21 protein-coding genes and 1 pseudogene are annotated in these 22652 nt (G+C 46.6%); 15 read left to right on the forward strand and 7 right to left on the reverse strand.

Annotated features, from left to right (window positions below; all coding sequences use genetic code 11):
- Positions 1-2 precede the first annotated feature (2 nt).
- The 3 genes from metE to ABQ275_RS17840 all read left to right on the forward strand — a co-directional run bounded on the left by metE (position 3) and on the right by ABQ275_RS17840 (position 2990).
- Positions 3-2309, forward strand: coding sequence for a 5-methyltetrahydropteroyltriglutamate--homocysteine S-methyltransferase (gene metE / locus ABQ275_RS17830; RefSeq protein ID WP_349314509.1), 2307 nt, complete (start codon positions 3-5; stop codon positions 2307-2309).
- 75 nt (positions 2310-2384) lie between these two features.
- Entirely contained in the window at positions 2385-2594 is a 210-nt protein-coding gene (locus tag ABQ275_RS17835) for a cysteine-rich CWC family protein (RefSeq protein WP_349314510.1), read from the forward strand.
- A gap of 9 nt (positions 2595-2603) precedes the next feature.
- A complete protein-coding gene (locus ABQ275_RS17840; protein WP_349314511.1) occupies positions 2604-2990 on the forward strand; it encodes an acyl-CoA thioesterase in 387 nt (128 codons plus the stop codon).
- A gap of 130 nt (positions 2991-3120) precedes the next feature.
- Here ABQ275_RS17840 and ABQ275_RS17845 read toward each other — a convergent pair whose 3' ends face one another.
- Entirely contained in the window at positions 3121-3549 is a 429-nt protein-coding gene (locus tag ABQ275_RS17845; protein WP_349314512.1) for a peptidylprolyl isomerase, read from the reverse strand.
- Between the two features lie 106 nt (positions 3550-3655).
- Here ABQ275_RS17845 and ABQ275_RS17850 point away from each other — a divergent pair, with 106 nt between their 5' ends.
- Entirely contained in the window at positions 3656-4822 is a 1167-nt protein-coding gene (locus ABQ275_RS17850; RefSeq protein ID WP_349314513.1) for a DUF1343 domain-containing protein, read from the forward strand.
- Between the two features lie 24 nt (positions 4823-4846).
- A complete protein-coding gene (gene fmt / locus ABQ275_RS17855) occupies positions 4847-5782 on the forward strand; it encodes a methionyl-tRNA formyltransferase (RefSeq protein ID WP_349314514.1) in 936 nt (311 codons plus the stop codon).
- A gap of 72 nt (positions 5783-5854) precedes the next feature.
- Here the strand turns inward: fmt and ABQ275_RS17860 are convergent, their stop codons facing one another.
- The 6 genes from ABQ275_RS17860 to hemH form a co-directional block, all read right to left on the reverse strand.
- The gene (locus tag ABQ275_RS17860; protein WP_349314515.1) at positions 5855-6835 is read right to left on the reverse strand and encodes a LysM peptidoglycan-binding domain-containing protein; all 981 of its coding nucleotides are present in this window, start codon (positions 6833-6835) and stop codon (positions 5855-5857) included.
- A 406-nt stretch (positions 6836-7241) separates the two neighbouring features.
- A complete protein-coding gene (locus ABQ275_RS17865; protein ID WP_349314516.1) occupies positions 7242-8804 on the reverse strand; it encodes an NAD(P)(+) transhydrogenase (Re/Si-specific) subunit beta in 1563 nt (520 codons plus the stop codon).
- A 53-nt stretch (positions 8805-8857) separates the two neighbouring features.
- Positions 8858-9169 carry an NAD(P) transhydrogenase subunit alpha gene (locus ABQ275_RS17870; protein WP_349314517.1) on the reverse strand — a complete coding sequence of 104 codons (312 nt, stop codon included), beginning with the start codon at positions 9167-9169 and terminating at the stop codon, positions 8858-8860.
- A gap of 46 nt (positions 9170-9215) precedes the next feature.
- Complete coding sequence (locus tag ABQ275_RS17875; protein ID WP_349314518.1) at positions 9216-10346, reverse strand: Re/Si-specific NAD(P)(+) transhydrogenase subunit alpha; 1131 nt, start codon at positions 10344-10346, stop codon at positions 9216-9218.
- A gap of 61 nt (positions 10347-10407) precedes the next feature.
- A complete protein-coding gene (gene hemG / locus ABQ275_RS17880) occupies positions 10408-11754 on the reverse strand; it encodes a protoporphyrinogen oxidase (protein ID WP_349314519.1) in 1347 nt (448 codons plus the stop codon).
- A 13-nt stretch (positions 11755-11767) separates the two neighbouring features.
- Positions 11768-12802 (reverse strand): ferrochelatase, encoded by a 1035-nt coding sequence (gene hemH, locus ABQ275_RS17885; protein WP_349314520.1) that lies wholly within the window; start codon positions 12800-12802, stop codon positions 11768-11770.
- 253 nt (positions 12803-13055) lie between these two features.
- Here hemH and hemA point away from each other — a divergent pair, with 253 nt between their 5' ends.
- The 10 genes and pseudogenes from hemA (at position 13056) to ABQ275_RS17935 (ending at position 22625) form a co-directional block, all read left to right on the forward strand.
- The gene (gene hemA, locus ABQ275_RS17890) at positions 13056-14348 is read left to right on the forward strand and encodes a glutamyl-tRNA reductase (protein ID WP_349314521.1); all 1293 of its coding nucleotides are present in this window, start codon (positions 13056-13058) and stop codon (positions 14346-14348) included.
- A gap of 5 nt (positions 14349-14353) precedes the next feature.
- Complete coding sequence (hemC, locus tag ABQ275_RS17895; RefSeq protein WP_349314522.1) at positions 14354-15274, forward strand: hydroxymethylbilane synthase; 921 nt, start codon at positions 14354-14356, stop codon at positions 15272-15274.
- Entirely contained in the window at positions 15264-15992 is a 729-nt protein-coding gene (locus tag ABQ275_RS17900; RefSeq protein ID WP_349314523.1) for a uroporphyrinogen-III synthase, read from the forward strand. The genes hemC and ABQ275_RS17900 overlap by 11 nt, the downstream gene beginning before the upstream one ends.
- Positions 15989-17017 carry a uroporphyrinogen decarboxylase gene (gene hemE, locus ABQ275_RS17905; RefSeq protein ID WP_349314524.1) on the forward strand — a complete coding sequence of 343 codons (1029 nt, stop codon included), beginning with the start codon at positions 15989-15991 and terminating at the stop codon, positions 17015-17017. The genes ABQ275_RS17900 and hemE overlap by 4 nt, the downstream gene beginning before the upstream one ends.
- Before the next feature lie 7 nt (positions 17018-17024).
- Positions 17025-17939: an oxygen-dependent coproporphyrinogen oxidase gene (gene hemF, locus ABQ275_RS17910; RefSeq protein ID WP_349314525.1), complete on the forward strand. Its 915-nt coding sequence runs from the start codon at positions 17025-17027 to the stop codon at positions 17937-17939.
- A 179-nt stretch (positions 17940-18118) separates the two neighbouring features.
- Positions 18119-18495, forward strand: a pseudogene (locus ABQ275_RS17915) (four helix bundle protein).
- A 23-nt stretch (positions 18496-18518) separates the two neighbouring features.
- Positions 18519-19490, forward strand: a complete 972-nt coding sequence (hemB, locus tag ABQ275_RS17920; RefSeq protein WP_349314526.1) for a porphobilinogen synthase — start codon at positions 18519-18521, stop codon at positions 19488-19490.
- A gap of 26 nt (positions 19491-19516) precedes the next feature.
- Entirely contained in the window at positions 19517-20803 is a 1287-nt protein-coding gene (hemL, locus tag ABQ275_RS17925) for a glutamate-1-semialdehyde 2,1-aminomutase (protein WP_349314527.1), read from the forward strand.
- Between the two features lie 142 nt (positions 20804-20945).
- On the forward strand, positions 20946-21371 hold the full coding sequence (locus ABQ275_RS17930) for a hypothetical protein (protein ID WP_349314528.1): 426 nt from the start codon (positions 20946-20948) through the stop codon (positions 21369-21371).
- A gap of 135 nt (positions 21372-21506) precedes the next feature.
- A complete protein-coding gene (locus tag ABQ275_RS17935) occupies positions 21507-22625 on the forward strand; it encodes an efflux RND transporter periplasmic adaptor subunit (protein WP_349314529.1) in 1119 nt (372 codons plus the stop codon).
- Positions 22626-22652: the final 27 nt, after the last annotated feature.

Raw genomic sequence — 22652 nt, forward strand, 5'->3', positions numbered from 1 at the left:
ATATGCGCACAAACATTCCTGGCTACCCCCGGATTGGCAGCCAGCGGGAACTGAAAAAGGCCTGCGAAAACTACTGGACAGGAAAAATATCACTGGAAAGGCTGGAACTAACGGCAAGGCAGCTACGAAAACAAAACTGGCAGACTTTACAGGAGGCAGGCATCGACCTGATACCTTCCAACGATTTTTCGTTTTATGACCAGGTACTGGATATGAGCCTGGCACTTGGAGTGATCCCTACCCGTTTCAGAGAGCTGCAACAAACACTCGTCACCCCCGGCTGCCTGGAACTATATTTCGCCATGGCAAGGGGTTACCAGAAAAACGGCTTCGATATTATCGCCCTGGAAATGACCAAATGGTTTGATACCAACTATCATTACCTCGTACCGGAATTTGAAGAAGTGCAGACTTATGCCCTTCAATCCCGCAAGTGCCTGAATGAATTTAAAGAAGCCCGCAGTCTTGGCATCCTGACCAAACCCGTACTCATTGGTCCGGTTACCTATATTTTAAGCGGTAAAATAAAATCCGCCACGCTCACCCACAACCTGCTACTGGAGCGACTCCTGCCAGTATACATCCAGCTGTTCACCGAACTTTATGAAGCCGGTGCGGAATGGGTACAACTGGATGAGCCATCCCTCGTAACAGACCTGGAACCAGGCACCAAAGCACTTTACAACACCGCCTATACGGCCATCAATACCGCATTGCCCCAGTTGAAAATAATGCTGACCACTTACTTCGGTGGCCTGGAAGACAATACCAGCCTGGTTACAGAGCTGCCGGTACAGGCACTGCATATTGACCTGGTACGCGCTCCGGAACAACTGGATACGGTATTGGCAGCCCTGCCGGAAACCATGCAGCTCTCACTGGGCGTAGTAGATGGCCGCAATATCTGGAAAAATGACTTCACCCATTCCATTGCCTTATTACAGCAAGCGATACAGGCCATCGGCACAGAACGCATACTACTGGCCACTTCCTGCTCCCTGTTGCATAGTCCGTATAACCTGGACGATGAAACAACCCTGCACCCGGAGATCAAACAATGGATGGCCTTCGCTCAACAGAAGGTAGGAGAAGTGGTGGCATTAAAACAAATTCTCTCCGGCAACACAACACTGCTACAGGAAAACAGGGAGGTGATGAACAGCCGTCAAACGTCCGCAGGTATACATATCCCCGCAGTAAAGGCGCGTATGAAAAATATTACGGACGACGACCTGACGCGCAGACAGCCTTTCCCGGCACGGCAATCACTGCAACATGCCTTGCTGCAGCTGCCTTTATTCCCTACTACGACCATCGGATCTTTTCCGCAAACTGTAGAAATACGGCAGCTCCGGTCGAATCTTAAAAAGGGAAATATCTCACCGGAAAAATATGATGCAGACATACGCACCGCTATTACCGAAGCCATTCACTGGCAGGAAGCACTGGGCCTGGATGTATTGGTACATGGCGAATTTGAACGGAATGATATGGTGGAATATTTTGGGGAACAACTACAGGGATTTGCCTTTACACAACATGGCTGGGTACAGAGCTATGGCTCCCGTTGTGTAAAACCACCTATCATTTATGGTGATGTACAACGCCCGCAACCCATGACAGTAGCCTGGAGCAGCTATGCACAGTCGCTCACCACCAAGCCGGTGAAAGGTATGCTCACCGGTCCGATCACGATTCTGCAATGGTCTTTTGTCCGCAACGATCAACCCCGTATGCAGACAGCCTTCCAGCTCGCACTGGCCATCCGTGATGAAGTGAAAGACCTGGAAGATGCCGGTATCGGTATTATCCAGGTAGATGAACCTGCGCTGCGTGAAGGGCTCCCCCTCCGGAAAGCCCCGCGGGCGGCGTACCTGGAGCAATCCGTACAGGCATTCAAACTGGCCGTGAGCCCCGTAAAAGATGAAACGCAGATCCACACCCACATGTGCTATGCAGAATTCAATGATATCATAGAACACATCGCCGCCATGGATGCAGATGTTATCACCATCGAAACATCCCGCTCACAAATGGAGCTGCTGGAAGCGTTTGCGCACTTCCGCTACCCGAATGAAACGGGTCCCGGCGTATATGATATTCACTCTCCACGTGTACCCGGTGTAGCGGAAATGGAAAAGCTACTACACAAAGCAGCCCAGCTCCTGCCTCCACGCAACATCTGGGTAAATCCCGACTGTGGCCTCAAAACAAGGAAATGGCCGGAAACGGAAATGGCCTTGCGTAACATGGTGCTGGCAGCGGCTAAGGTCCGGAAAGAGTTTTCTGTTGAACTGCAACCGGGTTAAACTCATTACAAATCACACCGCTGATTAAAACAGATGGATGTGTTTAATCAGCGGTGTGATCCGTAATTTTGCACTATGCTTTCGTACGAACCCAATGCTTCCTGTCCCCGTTGTCATCGTAGCTTTGAATGCCGCGTAGATGATATCCACCACTGCCAGTGCAGGGATGTTCCATTAACCGCAGAAGAACGTACCTTCATCGGGCAGCAGTATAGTGGTTGTCTTTGTGCAGATTGTTTACGCGAAATGAAGGCAACCTGCCAGTTGCCGGATACATCATCATAAAAAAATATTATGGCCTACGAAGAACAGATTGCCAATTCCGTTACACGGATATTTAAAGCCGTATTTCCCAATACAGTTAATCATTACGACACCTTATTCGGCGGTACCGCTATGGCCCTGATGGATGAAGTAGCGTTTATTACGGCCACCCGTTTTACCAGGATGCGCACCGTAACCGTATCATCCGATAAGATTGATTTTAAGAAACCGATACCACACGGAACCATTATTGAACTGGTGGGAACAGTTGTACACGTAGGTAATAGTAGCCTGAAAGTAGAAGTAGATGTATTTGTAGAGCAGATGTACCTGAATCACCGAGAGAAGGCTATCAGCGGTACTTTTACATTTGTAGCGATAGACGAAAACAAGAAACCGACAGCAATAAATATTTAGGGATTTTTTGATTTACGAATTTAGGAATTTAGAAATGCAGCAAAGATCAACATATGAAAAAAATCACAAAATTATATCTCCGCTGCATTTCTAAATTCCTAAATTCGTAAATCAAAAAATCCCTAAATTTTTATCCTATCTCAACCAGTTCAAGGTCGAACACCAGTTCTTCACCAGCCAAAGGATGGTTAGCATCCAGGGTGATAAATTCTGATCCGATAGCAGCTACTTTTACCTGGAAAACCTGGCCTTCAGGGTTGCTCATCTGCAACTCCATACCAACTTCCGGTTTCAGATCAGCCGGGATATTTTCTTTTGGAAAATCCATGATCATTTCTTCGTTCTTGGGACCATATGCCTGATCAACAGGGATATGAATGGTTTTCTTGTCGCCGATCTTCATATCAAGCACACCATTCTCAAAACCTTTGATAACCATACCAGCACCTACCTGGAACTCCAACGGAGCTCTACCTTCAGAAGAATCAAAGGTAGTTCCATTCGTTAAACGGCCATGGTAATGCACCTTCACTGTATCCCCGTTTTTAACAGCTTGCATAAAAATTAATTGTTTAGTGTTAATAATTCCGTGCAAGATACTAAAACAGACGAGAATCAAACACTTTTTCCTGCACCCCGTACAGGTTTTAATGTATCTTAATGGCATGAACCGTATCCTCTTTATTTGCACACTTATTTGTTTCCTGGTTCCGGCTGCACAGGCGCAATATTCCGCCAACGTGGTTCCCGGCGCAGCACAAACAAGCCGCTATCTGCCACTGCTGAAAAATAAGCGCGTGGCCTTGCTGGTCAACCAGACCGCGACTATTGGTAATACACATCTCGTAGATTCCCTGCTGAAATTACAGGTGAAGATTCAGAAGATCTTTAGCCCGGAGCACGGCTTCCGGGGGAATGCCGACGCCGGCGAAAAAGTAGGCAACAGCACCGATGCCCATACCGGCCTGCCGGTAGTATCATTGTATGGTCAGCACCGAAAAGCCACCACAGCCGATCTACAGGATGTAGATATCCTCATTTTTGATATCCAGGACGTAGGCACGCGGTTCTATACATACATTTCCTCTCTTCAGGAACTAATGGAATCTGCCGCAGAAAATAATAAAACATTACTCATCCTCGACCGCCCTAATCCCAACGGTGATTATGTGGACGGCCCCGTTCTTGATACCGCTTTCCGCTCCTTCGTAGGCATGCAACCCATACCAGTAGTACATGGTATGACGGTAGGAGAATATGCGCAACTGCTGAATGGAGAACGCTGGCTGAAAAACGGCGTTCCCTGCAATATCATAGTGATCCCTTGTGAAAACTATACCCACAACACCTTTTACCGTTTACCGGTACGCCCTTCGCCCAATTTACCCAACATGGCAGCGATCAATCTCTACCCTTCCCTCTGCTTTTTTGAAGGCACCAATGTAAGCCTGGGTCGTGGTACAGACAAGCCTTTCCAGCTATTTGGTGCGCCCGGATTTCCAAAGCAAGGGTTTTCATTCACGCCACGCAGCGTAGCAGGCGCGAAAAACCCACCACTGAAAGATCAGCTGTGTTACGGCTTTGACCTGAGCAATGCCCCGGAAGCTACCCCGGAAAAAGGCCGCCGGATGGAAATTAAATGGCTGCTGGAAGCCTACCGGTTATTCCCGGAGAAAGATAAATTCTTTAATAACTTTTTTAATAAACTCGCCGGCAACGCACAATTGCAACAACAGATTAAAAAGGGAATGTCTGAAAAAGAAATCCGTAAAACCTGGGAGCCAGGATTGGCAAAGTTTAAAGAGATCCGTGCAAAATACCTGCTGTATTAATAAACCTCATTATTTTTGCATCCTATGACGAAAGATCTCAAGATTGTTTTTATGGGCACGCCTGATTTTGCAGTAGCGTCCCTGGATATATTGGTGCAAAACGGATTCAACATAGTAGGTGTGATCACAGCACCCGACAAGCCCGCCGGCAGAGGATTACAGCTACAGGAAAGCGCCGTGAAAAAATATGCGGTGAGCAAGGGGTTACATATTTTGCAACCGGAGAAACTGAAAAATCCTGCGTTCATAGCCGAACTGGCCGCCCTGAAAGCCGATCTGCAGGTGGTAGTAGCTTTCCGTATGCTACCAGAAATAGTATGGAATATGCCCCCGGAAGGCACCATTAATGTACATGCTTCCCTGTTGCCCAACTACCGGGGAGCCGCTCCTATTAACTGGGCTATCATCAATGGTGAAACAACATCCGGTGTCACCACCTTCAAACTGCAACACGAAATTGATACCGGCGATATTTTATTCAATGATAGCGTAGAGATCCGGGAAGATGAAACCGCCGGCGAACTCCATGATAGCCTCATGCAAACCGGGGCCAGACTATTATTAAAAACGGTACAGGCTATTGCCGCCGGAGAGGTAAAAGAAACACCACAGGCAGCTATCAGCCCCGAAGATATTAAACACGCCCCCAAGATCTTCAAGGAAACGTGTCAGATCGATTGGCAGCAACCACTGGACAAAGTGTATAATCTCGTACGGGGTTTAAGTCCCTATCCCACTGCCTGGACTACCTTCCAGGGCAAAAACCTGAAGATCTACAAAGCGCATAAAGAACATATCACCCCATCAAAGGCGCCCGGTGAATTTGATACAGACCATAAAACGTTTATGAAAATAGCCACCCCGGATGGGTACCTGCATCTCGACGAAATACAGCTGGAAGGCAAGAAGAGAATGGATATAGGGGCATTTCTGAGAGGGCACAGACCAGACTCAAATTGATAAAAAAAACCTGGTTAAGTAATGAATGATATCTTCATTAATCAACCAGGTTACTTTTTTTAAAAAATCAGGTTAATCCCGGTCGTAGTTCAGTTCACAATAAAACCTCGTTTCATTGCTGCCTAAAGCCTGCATGGCGCTGTCGCTCAGTTTGATGATCAGGCCGGCATTGGATTTCATCTGCGGAATTACATCCAACACTTTTGCATAAATAGCTTTACCGTTCAGGGGATTTGTTACTTTAATGATCGTGCCACGGGGTGCGGTGTTATGCAGTGCGTAATACTTACCTACTGCATTGCTTTTGAACCAGGTACCAGGTCCTTTTTCAGAAGTGGTTTTCTTGCCGCCATTTGTTTGCTGCTCATAGATCTGTTCAAAGTCGCTGCTGGCACTGGCTACCGGTGTTGGTGTTGGTGCTGCTGGTGCCGGCGCAGGTATTGATTCCTGGGTATCAGTTACCGGCCGTTCTTCTGCTTCCTTTTTCACTACTTTCACGACTTCTCTCTTAGGCGTATCTGCCACCGGTGCACTAATAGGTTCGCTGATAGGTTCCACTATCTTCGTTTCCTGTTTCGCCACTTCTGTGCGAGGTTGTGCAGGTGTACCACCAGCACCTTTCAGAAATCCCACAATAATGTAACTGTCTTTTTTCAAGCCGTCGCCCTGGAAGTTATTCCAATGCCGGATATTGTCCAGCGGCACTTTGTTGAAGTTGACACTTACACGATATAAGGTTTCTTTATCGGCTACTTTGTGATATACCGGTTTACCTACAGCATTTGCTTTCTGAGAAAAATTGGCGGTGGTCAACGGAATATGTAGTGTATGACCCAGTTGTAATCCCTGGTCCATAGTTACCTTGTTGGCGGTAGCAATTTCTTTGGGGGGAATGCCGTAAGCACGGCTCAGGCTATAAAAATTTTCTCCCTTCTTCACGGTGTGGGATACGTAAAGAGCCGGTGAGGTTCCCTGTACCTGTAGCGTGTCCTGTGCTTTCACCACTCCTGCACTCAAACCAAACAAGGCAATTGATAGAATCGATTTTACCATACTAACTCTGTTTATACTATTTCGGGCAACGAATATATGCGTTAAAATTGACAATTTTATTTAATAAAACAAACGGAGAAACCTGCTTTTTGTTGTTTGAGCCTGCATACGCAGCTCCCTGCATGGCACACATCAAACACTCGTTGGCAGCGCATTTCATAAGCAATCAGCGCAGGAATAAACAGCAACAGGATATTTTTCATCTCCTGGAAATATCTTTCAAAATAAGGCAGGCATTCAGATAGTAGTTGTGCATACGGTCAGGCAACATGCAACACGGCAAGGTGCTACAAAAATAAAAAAAAGTGCCCGCAAAACAGCACAGGCAGTAAAGGTCGCAAAAGAAAATAGTAAAATCTTTGCAATCTTTGCTGCTTACACAGCTTTACAGGCACCGAAAAGGTACTTATACTTGTTTAATTTCTGCCACCAGATGTTGCAGCACCTGTTTGGCATCGCCAAACAGCATGGAAGTTTTTGGTTGAAAAAATAAATCGTTCTCTATACCTGCGTAACCAGGTTTCATACTACGTTTATTCACAATCACCATTTTTGCATTTTCCACCTCCAGGATGGGCATACCATAAATGGGGCTGGATGGGTCATTCTTTGCCGCCGGATTCACCACGTCATTGGCGCCCAGGATCAGCACCACATCTGTTGTGGGCATTTCCGCATTGGCGTCTTCCATCTCCAGTAATTTTTCATAGGGCACATCCGCTTCCGCCAGCAATACATTCATATGTCCGGGCATACGCCCTGCAACAGGATGGATCGCATATTTCACTTCCACGCCCTTGTCTTCCAGGAGTTTCTCCAACTCATGACAGGCATGCTGGGCCTGTGCTACCGCCAATCCATATCCCGGCACAATCATCACTTTATGTGCATAGGCCAGTACCACCGCCGCATCCGGCAAACTGATTTCTTTATATAATCCTTGTTCTTTTCCCGCGGCAGCCGCAGCTTTTGCGCCGCCAAATGAACCAATCAATACATTTTTGAGTGACCTGTTCATGGCTTTACACATGAGGATGGTGAGGATCGTGCCCGCAGAACCAACGAGAATACCACCTGTAAGCATCACCGGGTTATCATACAAAAACCCGCCACAGGCCGCCGCTACGCCGGTAAAAGAATTGAGCAGGGAAATCACTACGGGCATATCTGCACCACCAATGGGCAACACAAACAATATCCCGTATACCAGGGAGCAAAACAGCACCGCATAAAAAACCAGGTTCAAAGTAAGCAGCTGGCCGCTTTCCTGTGCTGTGTTGCTGGTTGTTATGGCTGCTTTATCGTTGATGATCATCATTAAAGCAATGCCACCAATTAATACACCTGCCATCACAAGAAGGTTCACTACATGTTGTCCTTTGAAAGAAAAATCCCGGATGCTGCCGTTGAGTTTTCCCCATGCAATCACACTTCCTGCAAAAGAAACAGCGCCGATGATCAGGCCAAGAAGAATGATCAGCAGCTCTCCCCGTAAGTCGGTATGCAGGTTCATGGCCAGTGTGCGCCCAAATTCATCGCTACCGGAATGGATCAACTGCTTCAATAAATTATTCAAAGTCCCTTCCGGTGAGGTAGCAGACAGATTTTCCCAAAAGTTTTTATGAATCAGGTGATTAAATTCCACGATGGATATCAATGCCGCGCAGGCCCCTCCCATGCCATTAAACATACTCACCATTTCCGGCATAGCCGTCATCTTCACTTTTTTCGCCGACATTACGCCGATCACACTACCAATGAGTAAACCAGCGGCTATCCATCCGTAATTATGTAAATGCTTACCGTTTGTTTGATAAAGAAAGATGGTACCCAGAATAGCCAGCGTCATACCGGCTGCCGCTATCAGATTGCCTTTGCGGGCAGTATCGGGTTTGCTCAACATCTTTAGTCCGAGAATAAATGTAACAGAGCCGATCAGGTAGATAATGGATAAAATGCTGGATGCCATATTATTGCGCTTTTAGCTATGAGCTGTTAGTGGTTAGCTGATACCGCTAACGGTTACTTCTTCTTGCCTTTGAACATTTCCAGCATACGGTCTGTTACCACAAAACCACCTACCACATTGATTGTACCCAGAATCACCGCTAAAAAGCCCAGGATCAGCGCCAGGTAGTTATCAGGTTCCGCCTTCCCCATTACAATGATAGCGCCGATAATAACAACACCATGAATCGCATTGGCGCCGCTCATCAGCGGGGTATGCAATACAGAAGGAACCCGGGAAATGACTTCTACGCCTAAAAAAATGGATAGGATAACGATATAGATCAACTCAATATGCTGATGCAGAAAAGATAACAGATGTTCCATATAGCCGGATATTTTTATGCGTCGTTCAATCAAAGTCAACAGGCATTTATGCCAGCTGCATCAAGCCTTTCACGCGGTCGTTCACGATTTCACCCTTGTGTGTGATACAGGCACCGCTCACAATATCATCTTCAAAATCCAGGTGCAGACCACCTTCTTTTGTGATGATCAGTTTCAGAAAATTGAAAACATTTTTTGCATACAGCTTGCTGGCATCTGCCGGCATGGAAGCAGGCAGGTTGGAATTGCCGATAATAGCAACGCCATGATAATCCACCGTTTCATCATTTTTGGTCACGCTGGTGTTACCACCGGTAGCAGCGGCCAGGTCAACAATAACAGATCCGGCGCGCATCTGATCCAGCATAGGCTGGGTAATCAGCACCGGCGCTGTTTTTCCGGGGATCTGTGCGGTGGTGATCACAATATCTGCTTTTGCAATGCTTTCCGCTATTTTCTGTTGTTGTTTTAATTGGTATGCTTCGCTTTGTTCCACTGCGTAACCGCCTGCGGCAGAAGCATCTGCGGCGCCGTCTACCTCCACAAATTTAGCGCCGAGGCTCATCACTTCTTCCTTTACTGCCGGTCGGGTATCAAATACTTCCACCACTGCGCCCAGGCGGCGTGCAGTAGCAATGGCCTGCAGGCCAGCCACACCGGCGCCCAGGATCAGCACTTTGGCAGGTGCAATACTTCCGGCTGCTGTCATCAGCATAGGGAAATAACGGGAATAGCTATACGCTGCCAGCAATACCGCCTTATAACCGGCAATATTTGCCTGTGAACTCAGTACATCCATCACCTGCGCACGGGTAGTACGCGGAATAGTATCAAGACTGAAAGCTGTGATATTCCTGGAAGCCCAGTATTCCACTTCACCCACACGATACAGGGGTTGCAACATCCCGATAATGATCTTACCGGCAGGAATCTGGTCTATAAGCTCTCTGGAAGGGGGTTGTAGTGTGAAGATAACATCTGCCTGTGACAGGATTTCAGCCGTATTTTTTATTAAAGCGCCTGCTTGCATATAGGCGTCATCGTTATAATAAGCATTTGCACCAGCTCCCTGCTCCACCCACACGGTCACCGACATTTGCTGTAATTGCCTGACTACTTCAGGGACTAAGGAAACCCTGGTTTCGTTGTTTTTTTCTTTCAAAACTCCTGCAATCATCTGGTGGAAATTTATATCGAAATTTAAAGAAAAAACGCCAACAATAGGATATTTTTCGCGATTAATTTTTCTTCAGCATGGCTGCCAATGCAGCTGCATGCTGGAGCAGCGCAGGTATAGCCACCCCCTGGAGGTAATTACCACTGAGATGCAGACCAGGGTATTTTTTTTCAAAGGTTGCTACTGCCACACGCAACTTTGCATGCCCGGTATTCAGTTGCGGAATTGCTTTATGCCAGCAACTGAAATGCTGCATAACCGGTGGTGCTGATAATCCCAGCAGCGATTGTATTTCGCGCAGCACCTGCTGTTGCAGCCCTTCTTCACCCAACTGATCAAACAGTTGTTCCTGTCTGGCGCCGCCTAAAAAAACAGTCAGTAATATTTTCCCCTGCGGGGCTTTTTGTGGAAAGATGGCCGAATTACAGATAGCACCGAGGAAATGCATCTTTTCCGCATTCGGTACGAGGAAGCCAAAAGCTTCCAGCGGCTGTTGCATGGCGCTTGCCTCGAAACCCAGGTGTAATACGCCCATACGCGGATAATGTACTTCCTGTAGCAACGCCGCCGTAGTGGCGTCCAGCGGGGCAATTGTGGTTGCAGTGCGGTAAGCAGGCATAGCAAATACCACCTGGCTGGCCTGCAAAGTAGCAGGCACGCCATTTTCTTCATACGCTACCGCATATCCTGCTGCGGCAACGGCTATATTTTTAACGGTACAATTTAATCGTACCGGTGTATGTAATATTTCCTGCAAACGCGTCGTGAGCAACTGGTTGCCTCCTTTAAAACTGATGATCTTCCGCCCGCCCATAGCCGCCTTATCTTTCATCAGTCCTTTGGTAACACTACCGTATTCCCGCTCCCAGCGCGGCAGCGCAGGCAATACCTCGTTGATGCTCATCAGATCAGGATTACCAGCATAAATACCCGACAATACCGGATCAAATACATAATCGGCAATCTCTTTATTAAATCTCCTGGTAACAAAAGCGGTAACGGTCTCCTCTTCTGCTGCCGGCACTGGTTTACGGAAACGCTCTGTAAACAGCCGCCATTTGCTTTTACCGCTTAAATACGGAGAACCCAGTATTTTCAATGGGTGCGGGGAAACAGGATGTAACTGGTTATTCCTGACGAGATAACGGTTTTTACTAACTGCTGATGCCTGCAATATGTCACTTTCCAATCCCAGCTCCCTGATAAACTGCAAGGTTTCCGGTGATGCCGCGAGTGAATTAGGTCCTGCATCCAGCTCAAAACCGTCTTTATGGATCGACTGTATCACGCCACCCGTAGAGCTTTCAGCTTCCATCAACAGGTAGGGCACCTGCTGCTTTTGCAGCTCATAAGCGATGCTCAGCCCGGAAATACCGGCGCCAATGATCAAAACGGGTTCTTGCGGCATATGATACGGTTATCTATTTCTGTATGATCTGGTTACAATACTTCACAACAGCCTTTACCCACAACGGATGAATATTCAGACAGGGGATCATCGTAAAACTATCACCACCGCTGCTCAGGAAGGAATGCTTTCCTTCTACCGCAATTTCTTCCAGTGTTTCCAGGCAGTCAGAAACAAAGGCCGGACATACGATCAGCAGTTTCTTTATTCCTTCTTTCGGCAATGTTTCCAACAGGCCGGCTGTATAAGGCTTCAGCCATTCTTCGCGGCCCAGGCGCGACTGGAAGGAAATACCCCATTTCTCTTTGGGTAATCCCAGTTTTTCGGCTACCAGCTCAGAAGTAACGGTAATCTGATGCCGATAACAATGCGCGTGCGCGGGAGATTTAACATGACAACAATCTGCCACCTTCATACAATGATTACCGGTGATATCTGCTTTACGCATATGTCTTTCCGGTAAACCATGATAGCTGAACAGGATGTAATCGTACTCCTGTTGCAGGTATGGACGCATGCTTTCCGTCAGGGCATTGATATAATCAGGCTCATCGTAAAACGGTGGTATCAGCGATAACTTGAATTTATAATGCTTCTTTTTGTAGATCTCTTTGGCATATTCTGCCGCTGTTTCGTAGGAAGACATGGCATAATGCGGATATAACGGCAGCAGAATCACTTCCTTCAGATCAGGATTTTGCTTCAGCAGGTTCTCAAAAGCCACTTCCGGATGCGGATTGCCATAACGCATGGCCATTTCCACCGGAATGTCCATATCATGCTGTACCGCCATTTGTAATTGTTTCGTAAGCACTACCAGTGGAGAGCCTTCATCCCACCATACAGAGGCATATGCCTTGGCGGATTGTGCGGCACGTTTCGGAACAATGATACCTTCAATCAATATCTTCCGAAACAACCACGGATAATCGATCACGCGCTTATCCATCAGAAATTCATTCAGGTAACGCTTCACATCCGGTACTGCCGTTGTATCCGGCGAGCCCAGGTTCATCAAAATTATTCCAACATCAGATTTAGATACCATGTGCTTTATAAATTGATGCAAAAGTAAAAACTTAATTACACAAAAAACTCTTTTGCAAACTGCGTGTGCCTGCCGCCCGCCGGTTATGTCATGTGTTTGTAATGATTCACTGCTTCTTTTCGTATATTCGTGTAAATCATCCTACTTAAACGTACTATCCGCAAAACCTGATAAAAATCATTTTTTCATCGTATTGATTACCAGTAGGAGAAATGACCAACTAATGACAGCTGAAAGCCTTTGTTTGCGGTGTATGCAAGTATTTTTGCAGCCGGAAGCTTTATATAAGAACATGCAGGTCAGTCATTCAAAAGAAATAGCAAATTTTCATATCGTTGGCATCAACTATAAGAAAACAGACGCTGCTATCAGGGGATTATACGCCATTAATCCGGCCCAATACCAACACCTCCTGGAGCATGCCAGGACTGTGCAATTAGACGATCTCTTTGTACTTTCCACTTGTAACAGAACAGAAATATATGGTTTCGCAGGGAATCCCCGCGAGCTGATGGACCTCCTTTGCAGGGAATCCAACGGCGACCGGGAACAACTGGAAGAAATGGCCTATACCAAATCCGGTGAAGAAGCAATCAGGCATCTTTACCAGGTTGGCACCGGCCTCGACTCACAAATACTGGGCGACTACGAAATCATCGGACAGATACGCAATGCCGCAAAATTTGCCAAAGCACAGCTTTGCCTGGGTAGTTTCCTGGAAAGACTGATCAATAGTGTATTGCAGGTTTCTAAGCTCATTAAAACAGAAACGGGTCTTAGCAAAGGCACGGTATCCGTAGCATTTGCAACCGTACGCATGCTGGAACGCAAATGCCCCGATATCAGGGATAAGAAAATTGTATTGCTGGGTGTGGGCAAAATAGGCCGTAATACCTGCAAAAACATGATCGAATACCTGGGCGTAAAAGAGGTCACCCTCATTAACCGCACCTTGCAGGTAGCAGCAGCATTTGCCAGCGAACACGGATTACAGTTTGCACCTTATGAAAATATGGTGAACGAAATCCAGTCGGCAGATGTGATCCTTGTTGCATCAAACGCGCCACAGCCAACAGTATTGGCACATCATCTCACCCATTCATCTCCCAAACTTATCATCGATCTGTCTATTCCTTTCAATGTGGAAGCAGCCGTTGGTGAGCTGGCACATATATCACTGGTGAATGTAGATGAATTGTCGAAAGTACAGGATGAAACCCTGCAAAACAGGCTGGGCGAGGTTCCCAAGGCAATAGCCATCATAGAAGAACATATGACCGAGTTCCTCTATTGGTACAAAATGCGTAAACATGCAGTCGTGCTGAAAGCCGTAAAGGAAAAACTGCACGAAATACATATGCGCGAAATACAACAGCAGAAAAACGGCGCCAACTATAAAATGGAAGATATAGAACAGGTATCTTCCCGGATCATTCAAAAGATGATCAATCTCATGGCAGGAAAAGTACGGAAGGAAACTGACAAGAGTGACCAGTACATCGCTATGATCAATGATATTTTCGAGACAGGAGTTAATCAGGACTAACAACAATGGAAAAAGTTATCAGGATAGGTACGAGAGAAAGCCAGCTGGCACTCTGGCAGGCGCACCAGGTAAATAACCTGCTGACCGCACAGGGATACCGCACAGAACTGGTGCCTATTAAAAGCGAAGGCGATATTGACCTGGTTACACCATTGTATGAAATAGGTGTACAGGGCATCTTCACAAAAAGCCTGGACCTGGCACTACTGAATAACCGTATAGATATTGCGGTGCATTCTTTCAAAGATGTTCCCACACAATTACCCCCACAAATTGTACATGCCGCTATACTGGAACGCGGTCCTGTAAAGGATTTGCTGGTATATAAAACAACTACCGATTTCCTGGATCAGCCGGACTATGTGGCCAATATTGCTACCAGCAGTGTACGCCGCAAAGCCCAATGGCTGCGCAAATACCCGCATCACCAACTGCATAACCTGCGTGGTAATGTAAATACACGTCTCCGCAAACTGGCCGAAGAAAACTGGGATGGCGCTATCTTCGCCGTAGCTGGCCTGGAAAGAATCCAGGTACGCCCCGCTACTTCCATAGATCTGGACTGGATGCTGCCTGCTCCCGCACAAGGCGCAGTAGTAGCCGTGTGCAGGGAAGACGATACTTTTTGCAGAGAAGCCTGCGCACCATTTAATCACGCAGATACAGCCCTGGCAACACAAATAGAACGCGCATTCCTGCGCACCCTGATGGGCGGATGCACCACCCCTATCAGCGCATATGCACAGATAATAAACAGTACCTTACACTTTAGCGGTGAGCTTTGCAGCCTGGATGGATCAAAGTTTTTCAGCATCTCCCGCGAAGTTCCGCTGGACGAAGCAACAGGACTCGGAGAAGCTGCTGCACATGAAATCATGGCACAAGGCGGCGCTGAAATAGTAGCACAGATCAGAAATGTCAAATGATAAATACCGCATATTATGTACCAGACCTCTTACAGACAGCTCAATAGCTGCGGCTGGCGCTAATGGTATTGATATAGATGTACAGGAATTTATACAGATAAGACCACTGCTGCTACCGGCACTATATGAAAACAGGGATACAGCCGTCGGCAGGATAATGGTATTCACCAGTGCCAAAGCAGTAGAAATACTGGCGGAAGGATACCTTGCAGGCTGGCATTCCATCATGGTTCCCCGCGCACAGGTATGCTGCATCGGCGGCAACACAAAACAGGCCGTAGAAAAAGCCTTCCCGGATTGTACTATCCTCGCGGAAGCTTCTTATGGTAAAGACCTTGCAACTGCCATGATACAACTGGGAAGCATACACGAAGTAAGTTTCTTTTGTGGCAATCAGCGGAGAGATGAACTACCAGGCATATTGAAAGCAGCAGGTATTAACGTTCACGAATATGTGATTTATGAAAACATTCCCACGCCGGTTATCACAAACGGCGATTATGACGGGATTATGTTTTTCAGTCCCAGTGCCGTAAAGAGTTACCTGTCGGCAAACAGGCTTCCCGGCAAAACAGTTTGTTTTGCTATCGGCACTACCACCGCGGATTCCCTGCAGGGCAATACCACCGGCAAGATCATTATGAGCACCGCTACCAGCGAGGATAGCATGGTGCAAACAGCTATATTATATTTTAACAACATTAACTGCAAAGAATGAGCGCATTGAAGAACGATTTATTGCTAAAAGCCCTTAAAGGTGAAACTGTATCCCGCACCCCCGTATGGATGATGCGTCAGGCAGGCCGCTATTTACCGGATTATATCAAACTACGTGATAAATATACGTTCTTTGAACGCTGCGAAAATCCTGAACTGGCTACTGAAATAACCGTAATGCCTGTTGATCAGGTAGGTGTAGATGCAGCCATCATCTTTTCCGATATCCTGGTAGTACCACAGGCCATGGGCATGGAAGTACAACTGATAGAAAAGATAGGTCCCCTGCTCCCCGATCCGATCAAAAATGCAAACGACTTACAACGTTTATGCGTTCCAGATGTACAGGAAAGGTTACATTATGTATTTGAAGCCCTGCAGCTCACCAAAAAGACACTCGACGGCCGCGTGCCGCTGATCGGCTTTGGTGGCGCCCCCTGGACATTACTCTGCTACATGGTACAGGGAAAAGGTTCCAAAACATTTGATGAAGCAAAAGCATTCTGCTATCAGCAACCGGCAGTAGCACATCAATTGTTGCAAATGATCACCGATACCACCATCGCCTACCTGAAAGCACAGGTAGCCGCAGGCGCCGACACCGTACAGATATTTGACTCATGGGGCGGTTTACTCAGTCCAAAGGATTTCGAAATATTCTCTTTACAATACATCCGCCAGATAGTGGCCGCGATGAAGGATGTTTGTCCTACCATCGTGTTTGCAAAAGGTGCCTGGTTTGCACTGGAAGACATGGCCGCTACCGGCGCGCACGGACTGGGGATCGACTGGTGTATCAAACCTGAACTGGCACGTCAGTTTGCCGGCAGTAACATTACATTACAAGGTAACTTTGATCCGGCTAAATTGCTGGCGCCTATTCCTGAAATAGAAAAGGCCACAAAGGAAATGCTGAAAGGCTTTGGCAGGCAGCGTTATATTGCTAACCTGGGCCACGGTATTTTACCAAATGTATCGGCAGATCATGCGAGAGCATTTGTAGAAACAGTTAAAGCACACGGCTAATATAACCATGAGCATTAAAAACGATTTCATAGCATTTATACACAGCCTCCAGGATGAAATATGCGGGGCGCTGGAAAACATAGACGGCAAGGCGCGTTTCCGGGAAGATATCTGGGAACGTCCCGGTGGTGGCGGTGGAAAATCCCGCGTAATAGCGGATGGCGCCGTGTTTGAAAAAGGCGGCGTCAGTACATCCATTGTACACGGTGTACTTCCCGAAGCCATGGCACAGCAATTTGGTGTTACCAACAGTACCTTCATGGCCTGTGGCATCTCTTTGGTGATCCATCCTTTGAATCCGTTTGTACCCACCGTACACGCTAACTTCCGTTACTTTGAATTGTACGACCAGGATGGAACACTGAAAGACAGCTGGTTTGGTGGTGGCGCAGATCTCACGCCCTACTACCTGGAAGAAAAAGATGGCCGTCATTTTCACCAGATGTTCAAAGATGCCTGTGACCCTTTCGGCACAGAACTGTATCCCAGGTATAAAAAACATTGCGATGAATATTTTGTCAACAAACACCGTAACAACGAAGCACGCGGCATAGGCGGCATCTTTTATGACTACCTCCGCCCCGATGAAAACAAAAGCGCAGCGGAGTTGTTAAACTTTTCCACAGCCAATGGCAAGGCATTCCTGAAAGCATACCTGCCACTGGTAGAAAAAACAAAAGACATCCCCTACACAGCTGCCCACAGAAGCTGGCAAGCGTATAGACGTGGACGTTATGTTGAGTTCAATCTCATTCACGACAGAGGCACTTTATTTGGTCTAAAAACCAATGGCCGCACAGAATCCATCTTAATGAGCCTGCCGCCCGTAGCCCGCTGGGAATACGACTTCCATCCGGAAGCAGGCAGTCCCGAAGCGCAACTGGTGGAATTCCTGAAGCCGAGAGACTGGATAAATATTTAGGGATTTTTTGATTTTTTGATTTTCGGATTTTGGGGATGATTGAAAGGGGATAAATATTTGGGATTGGGGGATTTTGAATTTATTGATTTTCTGGTTTTGGAATGTTGGGATTTGATTGGTGAAGATAAATTTGATAAATTTATCAAGATAAGAATTTGTTAACCCACCATACCCGAAACATGGATAAATATCATTTACAGGATAGAACAAAGAAATTTCATATAGCCATCATTCAGCTATGTGAAAAATTACCAAGAAATGCGGCAGCATTCGAAATAGCAAAACAATTAATTCGTTCTGCTGGCAGTGTAGGAGCTAATTATAGGGCGGCCTGCAGGGCAAAATCAAGAGTAGATTTTATTTACAAATAAAAGTTGTACTCGAAGAAGCAGACGAATCATTATACTGGTTGGAGATTTTGAAAGAAACAAAAATTGTAACAGCATCTTCGGCAGATCATTTATTAAAAGAAGCAACAGAATTAGTTTTAATTTTTAATGCAACTGATAAGACGGCCAAAGACAATTTAGTCAAAACAAAATCGCAAAATTCGTAAATCACAAAATTCGTAAATACATCATGATAAGAAGGAACCGAATTTTAAGAGTGTCTCCCGCCATTCGTGCAATGGTAGCAGAAACCGTATTAAAGCCAAGCGATTTTATTGCGCCTTTATTTGTTACGGAAGGAGAGAATGTGCAGGAAGAGATCAGTTCTATGCCCGGATATTTCAGGTATTCTTTAGACCTCACTATTAAAGAGGCAAAGGAATTGTGGAGCATGGGGATCAAAAGTGTTTTATTGTTTGTGAAAGCACCGGATAGTGTTAAAGATAATAAAGGAACAGAAGCCGTTAATCCGGATGGACTGATGCAGCGCACTATCCGCGGTATCAAAAATGCGATTCCGGAAATGGTGGTGATGACAGACGTAGCCCTTGACCCGTATTCTTCTTATGGTCATGACGGTATTGTGGATGGTACGGAAATCGTAAACGATCCTACCGTAGAAGTGCTGGCACGTATGAGTCTCAGTCATGCACAGGCGGGCGCCGACTTTGTGGCCCCCAGCGATATGATGGATGGCCGCATCCTGGCGATCCGTAACATCCTGGAAGAAAATGGTTTCGATAAAACAGGTATTATGGCTTACAGCGCCAAATATGCATCCTGTTTTTACGGTCCATTCCGTGATGCGCTGGATTCTTCTCCCGGCTTCGGCGATAAAAAAACATACCAGATGGACTACGCCAACTCCCGCGAAGCTATCAAGGAAACATTAATGGATATTGAAGAAGGTGCGGATATCGTAATGGTAAAGCCTGCGATGGCTTACCTTGATATTATGCGTATCCTGAAAGATCGTACAACCATCCCCGTTAGTGCTTACCATGTAAGTGGCGAATATGCCATGATCAAGGCAGCGGCAAAAATGGGCTGGCTCGATGAAAATAAAGCGATCCTCGAAAGCATGACCAGCATTAAACGCGCAGGCGCGGATCTGATCGCTACTTACTTTGCAAAAGATGCCGTAAAATTGCTAAATCTTTAAATCACAAATTTTCAAACTAATCCAGGATGTACAGCAAAAGTGAAATGTTATTCGGGAAAGCAAAGCTGGTAATCCCCGGCGGTGTTAACTCTCCCGTACGTGCATTTAAAAGCGTAGGCGGCACACCCGTATTTATGCAACGTGCGCAGGGCGCATATATGTATGATGTAGATGGCAACAAATATATAGACTACATCAACTCCTGGGGCCCCATGATCCTCGGCCATGCTTATGAGCCGGTGGTAAAAGCTATCCAGGAATACGCCACCTACTCCACTTCTTTTGGCGCACCTACAGAACTGGAAACAAAAATAGCAGAACTGATTGTGGGCATGGTGCCCAACATCGATATGATACGGATGGTGAATTCCGGCACGGAAGCCTGCATGACAGCCATCAGGCTGGCAAGAGGTTATACCGGCCGTAATAAGTTCATCAAATTTGAAGGTTGTTATCATGGGCATGCGGATGCTTTCCTGGTAAGCGCCGGCAGCGGTGTTGCCACGCTGGGCATCCAGTCTGTACCCGGCGTAACGGCCAGTGTGGCCGATGATACGCTGGCTGCACCTTATAATAACCTGCCTGCTGTAGCACAGCTGATAGCAGACAACCCGGATCAGATTGCAGCCATTATCGTAGAACCTGTAGCCGGTAACATGGGCTGTATCCTGCCACAGCCGGGCTTCCTGGAAGGATTGCGTGAAATATGCAATGAAAATGGTATCCTCCTCATCTTCGATGAAGTGATGACCGGTTTCCGGTTGGCAAGAGGCGGCGCCCAGGAATTATTGGGTATTAAAGCAGACCTGGTGACCTTTGGTAAGATCATTGGCGGCGGCATGCCTGTAGGCGCAGTAGCCGGTCCGAGAGAAATCATGGAACACCTGGCTCCCGCCGGAAAAGTATACCAGGCAGGCACTTTAAGTGGTAATCCCATTGCGATGATTGCCGGTTATACATTGCTGAAAACACTGAACGACAATCCTGTTATTTACCAGCAGCTGCAAGAAAAAGCCAGCTACCTCGTGAATGGCCTCCGGGAAGCATTTGGCGCCGCCGGACTCGTACACCAGATCAATAACCTGGGGTCTATGTTGAGCGTACACTTTACCGAATATCCTATTATCGATTTTACGGGTGCTTCCGCAGCCAATAACGAATTATTCAGACACTTCTTCCATGCCATGCTGGAACGTGGTGTTTATCTGCCGCCATCCGCCTTCGAAAGCTGGTTCATGTGCAATGCACTCACCACCGAAGAACTGGATGCTACCATCAATGCAGCAAAATCTGCCATGCAGGCAATTAAATAGTTAACAATTCAATCCTGTGCAGCGTGGTAGGGTTGACCCCAAAAGGTCAACCCTTTTTCTTTTTACCGGTCATCAATTTAAACAAAATGATAACAAAAACTTATCACCAGAAAACGCAATAAAAAATTACTTTTGCATCTTCATGAGCGAGCGCAAACATATATGGAAACGATGGACCTATGTCTGCATCCTGCTGTTAACACAGCTGGGAAGCACTATAGTGCCCGCTTTTGCGGCCCATCGTCACCTGATGTTGCACGAGATTACGCTCGAAATGGCAACGCAGGATTACCTGCAAAACCTGTTGACAAGAATCCCCGTTCAGGTAGAAGCAGATGATGCAGATGTACCGGAAGTAATACACACTACTAAGCACCGGCGTAAAACACGTTATTACCTGACTGCTTCTTCCCAGCAATTCAGTCTTGCTACACGCGTTGCTTATATTGATAGTTATAACTTTGCGCAAAGTTGTTATATACAGGAGAACAAAACCGGCGAGTATGGCCAGCAGAAAGCATTTCTGCCAGCCTACTATACCTTCCTCTTCCGGTTTACCCCGTTCTGAGTATGCTCCACCACCCGTTTTTTTAATTTAATTTTTTAGAAAGATGACCACCATTTCCGCTACCATAGCGGGAAGGGGATCGCTTTGTGTTGTATTCACTTTTCCCGGTGCTACCGGGAGTAATATGTTATTTCTATGCGTCAATATACAGGGATTCTTACATCACTGATCGCTCTTTTTATGGCTGGATGCGCCACCAAAGGAGAAAGTTTAAACAATGAAGAGCTGAAATCATTACCCGTAACAAAGCTGGTAGCCATGGATACATTGCTGCACCGCTCCTATGTAACGGATATACAGGCGGTACAAAATGTAGAAATACGTGCCCGCGTAAATGGTTTCCTGGATAAAATATTTATTGATGAAGGACAGGAGGTAAAAAAAGGACAACTGCTTTTCGGTATCAATGATGCGGAATACCGTGCAGAACTGGCCAAAGCAAAAGCAGTACTGAGCAGCGTTGTAGCCGAATCAAAATCTGCTGAACTGGAACTGGAGCGTGTAAAAATGCTGGTAGAGAAAAAAGTGATCGCTGCTTCCGAACTCGAAGTGGCCACTGCCCGCCTCGCAGCCGCTCATGCAAAAATAGATGAAGCCCGCTCCGCTGAAAGCAATGCGGCAATGCGCCTGTCATACACCAGTATCCGCGCACCTTTCGATGGCATCATAGACCGTATTCCCCTGAAGAAAGGAAGCCTGATCAACGAGGGCACCTTGCTTACTACGGTATCGGATACACGGGATGTATATGCTTATTTCAATGTATCAGAAACAGAATATTTGCAGTATAGTAAAGCCGTATCCAGCGGAGATAACAGCTATAACCATGTGCAGCTGATTCTCGCTGATGGCAGTGATTATAATTATGCAGGAAAGATAGAAACCATGGAAGGTGAATTTGAGGAAAACACCGGCTCTATTGCGTTCCGCGCCCGTTTTCCCAATCCGGCCAAATTGCTTAAACATGGCGCCAGCGGAAAGGTTCGCCTCACAACCGATATGGATAACGCCGTGATCATTCCACAAAAAGCAGTGTTTGAAATGCAGGATAAAAACTATGTTTTCATCGTAGATGCAGCCAACAATGTGAAGATGAGAAACTTTGTTCCGCAGGCCCGCTTCTCACATTTCTACATCGTTGAATCCGGTCTCGAACCAGGTGAACGCATTGTATGTGAAGGTGTGCGTAATATCCGCGATGGTATCCGGATAGCCCCACGCATGGTGCCGATGGATAGTTTATTGAATTTATAATCACCCTGCTTATTAGCTGAAATCAGA

This window comes from Chitinophaga sp. MM2321, assembly GCF_964033635.1.
GTDB lineage: Bacteria > Bacteroidota > Bacteroidia > Chitinophagales > Chitinophagaceae > Chitinophaga.